This window comes from Rhodoplanes sp. SY1 (assembly GCF_046000175.1).
Lineage (GTDB): Bacteria > Pseudomonadota > Alphaproteobacteria > Rhizobiales > Xanthobacteraceae > Rhodoplanes.
The window spans coordinates 148,077-156,756 of sequence record NZ_JBEOMB010000005.1 but is presented as its reverse complement, the minus strand read 5'-3'; the positions used below and the strand labels follow the sequence as shown (position 1 = coordinate 156,756).

General features: G+C 70.8%; 8 protein-coding genes. 3 read left to right on the top strand and 5 right to left on the bottom strand.

What is annotated here, in order from left to right; genetic code table 11:
* On the top strand, positions 1–500 hold a 500-nt coding region (locus ABTU92_RS01910; RefSeq protein ID WP_408087122.1), incomplete at its 5' end, for a cupin domain-containing protein.
* Positions 501–702: 202 nt separating this feature from the next.
* Here ABTU92_RS01910 and ABTU92_RS01905 read toward each other — a convergent pair.
* Both ABTU92_RS01905 and ABTU92_RS01900 read right to left on the bottom strand, forming a co-directional pair.
* The gene (locus ABTU92_RS01905) at positions 703–2,184 is read right to left on the bottom strand and encodes a UbiA family prenyltransferase (protein WP_408087120.1); all 1,482 of its coding nucleotides are present in this window, start codon (positions 2,182–2,184) and stop codon (positions 703–705) included.
* Positions 2,185–2,283: 99 nt separating this feature from the next.
* Positions 2,284–3,366, bottom strand: coding sequence for an NAD-dependent epimerase/dehydratase family protein (locus ABTU92_RS01900; protein WP_408087118.1), 1,083 nt, complete (start codon positions 3,364–3,366; stop codon positions 2,284–2,286).
* Positions 3,367–3,763: 397 nt separating this feature from the next.
* On the opposite strand from ABTU92_RS01900, the gene ABTU92_RS01895 reads away from it, so the two are divergent.
* The gene (locus ABTU92_RS01895) at positions 3,764–4,063 is read left to right on the top strand and encodes a hypothetical protein (protein ID WP_408087116.1); all 300 of its coding nucleotides are present in this window, start codon (positions 3,764–3,766) and stop codon (positions 4,061–4,063) included.
* Positions 4,064–4,105: 42 nt separating this feature from the next.
* Here ABTU92_RS01895 and ABTU92_RS01890 read toward each other — a convergent pair whose 3' ends face one another.
* A complete protein-coding gene (locus tag ABTU92_RS01890; RefSeq protein WP_408087128.1) occupies positions 4,106–4,768 on the bottom strand; it encodes a GntR family transcriptional regulator in 663 nt (220 codons plus the stop codon).
* A gap of 259 nt (positions 4,769–5,027) precedes the next feature.
* On the opposite strand from ABTU92_RS01890, the gene tcuA reads away from it, so the two are divergent.
* A complete protein-coding gene (gene tcuA, locus ABTU92_RS01885; RefSeq protein WP_408087114.1) occupies positions 5,028–6,524 on the top strand; it encodes an FAD-dependent tricarballylate dehydrogenase TcuA in 1,497 nt (498 codons plus the stop codon).
* 286 nt (positions 6,525–6,810) lie between these two features.
* Here the strand turns inward: tcuA and ABTU92_RS01880 are convergent, their stop codons facing one another.
* On the bottom strand, positions 6,811–7,269 hold the full coding sequence (locus ABTU92_RS01880) for a hypothetical protein (protein ID WP_408087113.1): 459 nt from the start codon (positions 7,267–7,269) through the stop codon (positions 6,811–6,813).
* Positions 7,270–7,487: 218 nt separating this feature from the next.
* A complete protein-coding gene (gene modC / locus ABTU92_RS01875) occupies positions 7,488–8,597 on the bottom strand; it encodes a molybdenum ABC transporter ATP-binding protein (RefSeq protein WP_408087111.1) in 1,110 nt (369 codons plus the stop codon).
* Between the last annotated feature and the right edge of the window lie 83 nt (positions 8,598–8,680).

Genomic DNA, 8,680 nt, shown 5'->3' with positions numbered 1-8,680 from the left:
TCCATGCCGAGGACCGGCTGACCGTGGCGCTCGGCGTCAAGGATCTCGTTATCGTCACGACGCCCGACGCCGTGCTGGTGCTGCCGCGCGCGCGCGCCGAGGACGTCAAGGGCGCGGTCGCGGCGCTCAAGCAGCAGGGGCGCGGCGAGGCGACGGCGCACCGGCTGTGCCATCGCCCGTGGGGCCATTACGACTCGCTCGACCGCGGCGAACGTTATCAGGTGAAGCGCATCGTCGTGTCGCCGGGCGCCCAGCTCTCGCTGCAGCGGCACTATCACCGGGCCGAGCACTGGGTGGTGGTGCGCGGCACCGCCGAGGTGACGACCGGCGAAATGTGCAAGATGGTGCACGAGAACGAGTCGATCTACATCCCGATCGGCACGGTCCACCGCCTCGCCAATCCGGGCAAGATCCCGCTCGAGCTGATCGAGGTGCAGACCGGCAGCTATCTGGGCGAGGACGACATCGTCCGGCTCGAGGACGTCTATCGGCGCGAATGAGAGCGGTACGTCCCCTCTGCCCGTCACCCTGTGTCGCTCGACCGCAGGTCGAGCCGCGGCAAGTCTTGTCCGACTTGCCGACTTTACATTCCGATCTCGGGCAAGCCCGAGATCGGGTGGGCGACGGCCCGGACCGCATCCTTCGAGGCTCGGCTTCGCCGGGCACCTCGGGATGACGGGTCGAGGTTCTGGCGCGACGTTTTCAGATCGCCCCGAAGAAGGCGGCGCCGACGATCGCGCCGAGCACCAGGCTGCGCGGATCCTTCAGGGCGAACACGACCGGGTCGTCGGCGAGCTCGCCGCGCTGGGCGAGAAGCCAGACCCGCTGCAGCCACAGGGCCATCAGCACCGGCACGGCGTAGAGCCAGGCGGAGTGCCGGTAGAAGCCGGACGGCGCCGCGTCGTTGGCGAGGTAGAGCAGCATGATGACCAGCGAGAACAGGCCGGCGCCGACCCCGAAGGTGAGCGTCAGCGGCCAGTCGTCGCCGCGATAGCCCCGCCCGGCGATCTCGCGCGTGTCGGCCCGGAAGGCGCGGATCACCTCGCCGTGGCGCTTGGCGAGCGCCAGCGACACGAAGAAGGCGAGTGCGAAGGAGAGGAGCCAGGGCGACTGCGCGATGCCGAGCACGGCGGCGCCCATCGCGACGCGCAGCGTGAACAGGCTGCCGATGACGAACACGTCGGTGAGCGGCTCGCGCTTCAGCGCCATCGTGTAGGCCGTGGTCAGCGCGAGATAGAGCAGCAGCAGCAGCGCGAAGGGGAGCGACAGGAGCGCGGCGGCGACCAGCGCGGCCGCGATCATCACGGGTGCCGCCACGAGGCCGAGCGACAGCGGCAGCGCGCCGCTCGCGAACGGCCGGCGCCGCTTGGTCGGGTGCTTGCGGTCGGCCCCGAGGTCGGAGATGTCGTTGAGCAGATAGGTGCCGGACACCAGGAGCGACAACACCAGGAATCCGGCGATCGCGGTCAGGACCTTGTGCGGGTCGTCGAACACGTGGCCGACGAACAGCGGCACGAACAGCAGGATGTTCTTGGACCACTGGTGGACCCGCATCGCCTCGAGCCAGATGCGGAGGCCCGGCCGCGGCCGCGACAGCGTGGCGAGCACGGGCGTGCCGCAGCGCTCGACCTCGGCCGCGACGCGGCGGGGCACGTCGCACAGCACCGCGCCGGCCGCGGACGCGAACAGCGGCAGGTCGGCCGGGCTGTCGCCGGCATAGAGGAAGCCGTCGGGAAAGCGCTCGCGCAGATGGACGAGCTTCGCCGGGCCTTTCAGGTTGCGCACGCCGTCGCTGCCGGTGGCGCTGTCGAACAGGCCGAGCGCCGTGGCGACGCCGTCGGCGACGGCCTGGTCGGCCGCCGTGACGAGATGCACGGCGCGGCCGCGCGCCCGCTCGGTGCGCAGGAGTGCGACGAGCTCGGCCCGCCACGGCATGTCAGCGAGCTCGAGCAGCGCCTGGCCGGCGAGCCGCCGCTTGAAGGCGGCGCGATCGTGCAGGCCGAGCAGCGCCTTCGCGGCGGCGCTCGGGCTCCGAAACAGCACCACGCTGAAGCATTCGAGCAGCGTGTCGCCGAGCAGCAGCGTGCCGTCGAGATCGACGACCAGCGGAACGGCGATGTCGGCCGCGAGGCCGTCGATGGCGAGGCCGTCGATGGCGAGGCGGTCGGCGGGAGGTGCAGGCATGGCGGCGTCCGGCGATCGGTCCGGGTGTCGCCCGGCATGGCCCGCATAGCACGATCCCGTTAAGGGCGCGTAGAGCCGGCCGCCCGTGGCCGCCCGCGGTCAGACCGCGAGCCGCGCCGGCGCCTCGCGGGCCAGCAGGCCGTCATGAATGTCCTGCAGGGTCCGGCGGATGTCGTGCCTGATGGACCAGCCGGGATAGCGCGCCTGGAATCGCCGCAGGTCGCTGACGTACCAGACGTGGTCGCCGATCCGGGCCTCCGGCTCGTAGCGCCAAGCGAGGCGGCGTCCGGCAATCTCCTCGCACAGGGCGATCGCCTCCAGCATCGAGCAGTTCGCGGCGCGGCCGCCCCCGATGTTGAACACCTCGCCGCGGGGCGGATCGCGCCACACCGCGTCGAACGCCGCGATCAGGTCGGCCGAGTGGATGTTGTCGCGCACCTGCTTGGCCTTGTGGCCGAACACCGTGTAGGGCCGACCGCTCAGCGTGCATTTCATCAGATAGGCGAGAAAGCCGTGGAGCTGGGTGCCGGAATGGTTCGGCCCGGTCAGGCAGCCGCCGCGGAACACGGCGGTCTTCAGCCCGAAGTACCGGCCGTACTCCTGCACGAGCACGTCGGCCGCGACCTTGGAGGCGCCGAACAGGCTGTGGGTCGACTGGTCGAGCGTCATGCTCTCGTCGATGCCGTGGGCCGCGAAGGGATGCGAGGGGTCGAGCTCGAAGCGCGTCTCGGTCTCGATCAGCGGCAGCCGGTTGGGCGTGTCGCCATAGACCTTGTTGGTCGAGGTGAAGACGAGCACGGCGTCCGGCGCGTGCTTTCGCATCGCCTCGAGCAGAACCAGGGTCCCGTTGGCGTTGATGGTGAAGTCGGCGCGCGGATCGCGGGCCGCCCAGTCATGCGAGGGCTGTGCGGCGGTGTGGACGATCAGGGTCAGGGCGCGACCGTAGGCCGAGACGATCCGATCCACGGCGCTCTCGTCGCGAATGTCGACGTCGTGGTGACGGTAGTTTTTCAGGCGCTCCGACAGTTGCGCCGACAGCCAGCGGGTCGACGCCTCGGCGCCGAACAGCTTGGCGCGCATGTCGTTGTCGATGCCGACGATCCGGTCGAAGAGGCTGCCGAAGTGGAGAACCGATTCGCTGCCGACCAAGCCGCCCGAGCCTGTTACAAGCGCGACCGTCATCCACCCGTCTCCCGACCGGTCGGCCATCCGCCGACCTTCGGAGAAGCGAGAGATCCAGAATACGTTCCCGGGCGGCCGCCTCGGCGTCGCGAGGGAGAGAGCCGGGAAAGCAGCGGGCTCGGACGCGCGGCCGCTTTATTTCGCGCGCGGATGGAACCATAGCGCCCCTCGACCGTTGAATACGATCATCGGCCACGACCTTCCTGGGCGCCGATGGCTGAGAGAGGCTTGTGCTCCCGCCCGTTCGGTGGAACGGAGCACGGCCATGGACGAGCAGACCCGCGGTGGGTGCCGCGGCCTCGACGGCGATGGAGCCTCGGGTGCCGCGCTTCTACCCGTCGGTCCGACCTGCGACCGATCGGCCTCCGTCCCGAACGATTCGGTTCCGGACGTTTCGGTGCCCGACCATTCGATCCCGAAAGCCACAGCGCCGTCGCCCGTCACCTCGCGAGCAGCCGTCGCCAAGGTCTTGTCGCGCTTCAAGCCCGGCACGCGGCAGGCGCGTCAGGTCGCGATGCGCACCACGTCGGCAGCCGCCTGCACCGAATCGCGCGTGCTGATCGACGGTGCGGCCGAGCGCGTGTCGAGCTCCGACCGCGCCTGCGAGACGCACCGGGAGCAAATCTCCAAGAGCCGGGACACCATCGCGCAGACCCGTGCCCTGATCCGCCGACTCGCCAAGCTTCGCGAGCGCTGACCGTGAGGCGCACCGCGTCGTCCGCAGACGCGGCGCGCGCGTCTAGCCGGCCGCCTGCATCAGCTTGAGACGGGCGCGCAGCGCCTCCCGGATGTGGGCGCGGGCGGCCTGCTCGGCGGCGTCGGGATCGCGCGCCGCGATGGCGGCGACGATCGCGGCGTGCTCGGCGATCGCGACCTCCGGCCGTCCGCCGACGCTGAACGTCGTCGGCCCCAGCACCGCGATGGCATCCTGCATCTCGCGCAAGGCCCCGTCGAGGAAGCGGTTGCGCGCCGCCCGCACGATGGCCTCGTGCAGCGCGCGGTTGAGCCGCGCCATCTTGCCCGGGTCGTCGGTCGCCGCGGCGAAGCTCTCGGCCAGATCCCGCAGCATGTCGATCTCCGGCGCGGTCGCCTGGCCGGCAGCGAGGCGGGCGCCGGCGCCTTCGAGAATCTCCCGCATGGCGTAGAGCTCCAGCACCTCGCCGGCGTCGGGCCGGCGCACGACGAGGCCGCGGCCGCCGGCGTGCTGGACGAGCCCCTTGGCGAGCAGCCGGCCGAGCGCCTCGCGCACCGGGGTTCGGCTGACCGCGAGCTTTTCCGCCACCTCGTCCTCGACGATGCGGTCGCCGGGTCGATAGACGCCGTCGCGCAGCGCCGCGCACAGCGCCCGGAACACGGCTTCGCCGAGCGGCGCGGAACCGCGGTCGAGAGCGGTGCGGTCCAGCGCCGGACGCGCCGGACCGGTCGCGCTTCCCGCCGCCTGGCCCTCCGGCCGCCTGTCTCGCGCCGCTGCCGACTTCACTTCTGCCGACTTGGATCGCGCCACGTCCACCTCCACGCGCATCGCCCCTCGCGACTCGCCGCCGCCATTCCAGCATCGCGCATCGTGGTTGACGACGGCGTGCTATCGTATTTTATTGTATACGATCGGATTCGAAAGCGTCGAGCCCCGTGAAGGGCGGGTCCGGACGAGGAGCGGAGCGATGAGCGAGTTGCCGTCGAGCGTGGACGTGGTGGTGGTGGGCGGCGGCAACGCGGCGTTCTGCGCGGCGCTGGCGGCGGCCGAGAAGGGCGTCTCGGTGCTGGTGCTGGAGCGCGCCCCGGAGGACGAGGCCGGGGGCAACTCGCGCTTCACGGCGGGCGCGTTCCGCTGCGTCTACGACGGCGTCGAGGACCTGCGGGCGCTGATGCCCGACCTCACCGACCAGGAGGTCGCGGTCACCGACTTCGGCACCTACACGGCCGACACGTTCTTCGATGACATGGGCCGCGTCACCGAGTACCGGACCGACCCGGACCTCTGCGAGCTCCTGGTGACGCGGAGCCGTGAGACGATGCTGTGGATGCGCGGCAAGGGCGTGCGGTTCGCGCCGATCTACGGTCGCCAGGCCTACAAGGTCGACGGCCGCTTCAAGTTCTGGGGCGGCCTGGCGGTCGAGGCCTGGGGCGGCGGACCGGGGCTGGTCGAGGCGCTGACCACGGCGGCCCGCAAGGCCGGCATTCAGGTCGTCTACGAGGCGCGCGCGATGGCGCTGATCGCCGACGACGACGGCGTCAAGGGCGTGCGCGTCCGTCACCAGGGCAGGACCCGCGAGGTCGCCGCCAAGGCCGTGGTGCTCGCCGCCGGCGGTTTTCAGGCCAACACCGAATGGCGCACCCGCTATCTCGGCCCGACCTGGGAGCTCGCGAAAATCCGCGGCACCCGCTTCAACACCGGCGACGGCATCGAGATGGCCCTGAAGGTCGGCGCCATGGCGACCGGCAACTGGTCGGGCTCTCACGCGGTCGGCTGGGACCGCAACGCGCCGGAGTTCGGCGACCTCGCGGTCGGCGACAATTTCCAGAAGCACTCTTATCCGTGGGGCATCATGCTCAACGCGAACGGCGAGCGCTTCGTCGACGAGGGCGCCGACTTCCGCAACTACACCTACGCGAAGTACGGCCGCGTGATCCTGATGCAGCCGGGTCAGTTCGCCTGGCAGGTGTTCGACGCCAAGATCATCCCGATGCTGCGCGACGAGTACCGCATCAAGCAGGTGACGAAGGTGCGGGCCGACACGCTCGAGGAGCTGGTGCAGAAGCTCGATGACGTGAACGCAGACAAGGCGCTGGCGACCATAAAAGCCTACAACGCCGCCGTGATGACCGACGTGCCGTTCGATCCGAACGTCAAGGACGGCCGCGGCACGCGCGGCCTCGCCGTCGACAAGACCAACTGGGCCAACACGATCGACACGCCGCCCTTCGAGGCCTTCGCGGTGACCTGCGGCATCACCTTCACGTTCGGCGGCCTGAAGGTCGACACGTCCGCGCAGGTGATCGACACCGACGGCCGCGTCATTCCGGGGCTGTGCGCCGCCGGCGAGCTGGTCGGCGGCCTGTTCTATTTCAACTACCCGGGCGGCACCGGCCTGATGGCCGGCTCGGTGTTCGGCCGCATCGCCGGCGACAGCGCCGGCGCGCGTGCGGCGGCGATGTGACACTCAGCTGCGGGTGGTGGCTGCGGAGAGGCGGCCGACGTGATCAGATCGGTGACGGTGCTGTGCGCTCTCGTGACGTGGTCCGACGGACGTCGCCTCACACTCCGCACATTCCCGCGAAAGCGGGAATCCAGGGGCCAAACGTGTTGACCTTCGTTCGTCCCCGCCTTCGCGTGGACGAACGAAGGTCGAGTCCGATTCAGGGCCACCAAAACTCGTTCTGATACGACGACGCAAAAAGGGCGGGCTTTCGCCCGCCCCTCGCGTGATCAGGACGCGGTCCTGATCAGCACTGGCTGTAGTCGAGCCGATAGGCGCCGCGCACCGGGCAGTTGCTGCGGCCCCAGCCCCAGCTGTTGCCCCAACCGCCGCCCCAACCGACCGAGCGGTAGCCCGGCGCATAGGCGTAGCCGTTGTAGCCGGGGGCGTAGGCGTATCCGGAATAGGCCGGCGCGTAGCCGTAACTCGGCGCGTAACCCCACGACGAATACGTGTAGGTCGGGCCGTAGGCGTATCCCGGCGCATAGGCGTAGCCGGGCCCGCCATAGTAGCCGCCGTAATAGCCGCTGCGGTAATAGCCGCGATTCGCGCTCGCCGCGGCGGCTCCGATGATGGCGCCGGCGGCCAGCCCGACACCGGCGGCGGCGAGGAAGCGCCCCTTGCGGGCCTCGGCGGCGGTCGACGTCAAGGCGAGGGCGCCCGCCAGAGCGAGGGCCGCGGCCGTCTTCGTGGTCGAGAGGTGCATGATCAGCTCCTGCGCGTTGCCCCACGGGGCCGGCGGTGCTCGCCTGCCTGCCCGTGCGATACCGGATCAATGCAGATCGTCGGTCCGCGTTCCGGCCGACACGTCGCGCGCGACCGCCGGGGGATCGGCCGCTGCGCCTCGATTGGTCGCGCGAGCGGGACGTCCGGTTCGTGCGCGAGATCACAAGCGCGTGCGCAGGATGTGTCGCGAGGCTCGGATCAGGCCGGGGCGGAGAGGGGGCCGAGCGCGACCGACTGTTCGTCGAGCGCTACGGTCTTGATCAGCGCGAACACCGGCCGGCCCGGCGCGAGCCCGAGCTCGGCCAGCGCCTTGCGGGTGGCCGAGGCGAGCACATGGCCGTGGCCGTCGAGATCGACCGTGACGGTGGCGAGCGGACCCGTGTCGGTGTCGATGCGCGCCACGAGGCCGTGCAGCACGGTGCGCACGCTCGAGCCCGTCGGTCGCGCGGTCGCGAGCGTCACGTCGGTCGCCCTGATCACGACCCGGCAATCCCGACCCGGCGGGCCGGCCCGGCCGGCCAGCCAGATGGTGCCGGCCGGATGGGCGATCTCGGCGAGGCCCCAGGTCTCGTCGAAGCCGCTGACCCGGGCGGTGACGAAGGAGGCGCGGCGGAAACGGCTCTCGCCGGCCTGCGCGGCGCCGTCGCCGAACACGTCCTCGACGCTGCCGGCCGCGGCGACGCGCCCCTGCGCCAGCACGACGACCCGGGCGGCGAGCCGCGCCACCTCCTCGACCGCGTGCGACACGTAGACGATCGGGATGCCGAACTCGTCGCGCAGCCGCTCGATCAGCGGCAGGATCTCCTGCTTGCGCTCGGCGTCGAGCGCGGCGAGCGGCTCGTCCATCAAGAGGAGGCGCGGCGAGGAGACCAGCGCCCGGCCGATGGCGACGCGCTGCTTCTCGCCGCCCGACAGGCGGCCGGGCCGGCGGTCGAGCAGATGGCCGATGCCGAGCGTCTCGACCACCGGATCGAGGGCGACGCGGCGCTCGGCCTGCGGCGCGAACCAGCGGCCGAACAGGAGATTGTGCTTCACGCTGAGATGCGGGAAGAGCTGCGCGTCCTGGAACACCAGGCCGATGCGGCGCCGATGCGCCGGCACGAAGGTGCGGCTCGCGGTGTCGACCAGTGCGCGACCGTCGAGCGCGATCGTGCCGTGGTCGGGCCGGGTCAGGCCGGCGATCAGCCCGATGGTCGCGCTCTTGCCCGAGCCCGACGGCCCGAACAGCGCCACGACGCCACCGTCGCTCTCGAAGGCGATGTCGAGATCGAACGCGCCGAGTTTCTTTGTCAGCTCGACCCGGATCATGGGCCGCCCCACGCGCTCGACTTCGTCATGCCCGGCCTTGTGCCGGGCATCCACGTCTTTGCGACATGTCGGGAGCTGTTTCG

What these genes read in the sequence shown, in the direction of transcription:
- ABTU92_RS01905 (WP_408087120.1), bottom strand. Translation starts at nt 2,184, where the DNA reads ATGCCTGCACCTCCCGCCGACCGCCTCGCCATCGACGGCCTCGCCATC.
- ABTU92_RS01900 (WP_408087118.1), bottom strand. Translation starts at nt 3,366, where the DNA reads ATGACGGTCGCGCTTGTAACAGGCTCGGGCGGCTTGGTCGGCAGCGAA.
- tcuA (WP_408087114.1), top strand. Translation starts at nt 5,028, where the DNA reads ATGAGCGAGTTGCCGTCGAGCGTGGACGTGGTGGTGGTGGGCGGCGGC.
- ABTU92_RS01880 (WP_408087113.1), bottom strand. Translation starts at nt 7,269, where the DNA reads ATGCACCTCTCGACCACGAAGACGGCCGCGGCCCTCGCTCTGGCGGGC.
- modC (WP_408087111.1), bottom strand. Translation starts at nt 8,597, where the DNA reads ATGATCCGGGTCGAGCTGACAAAGAAACTCGGCGCGTTCGATCTCGAC.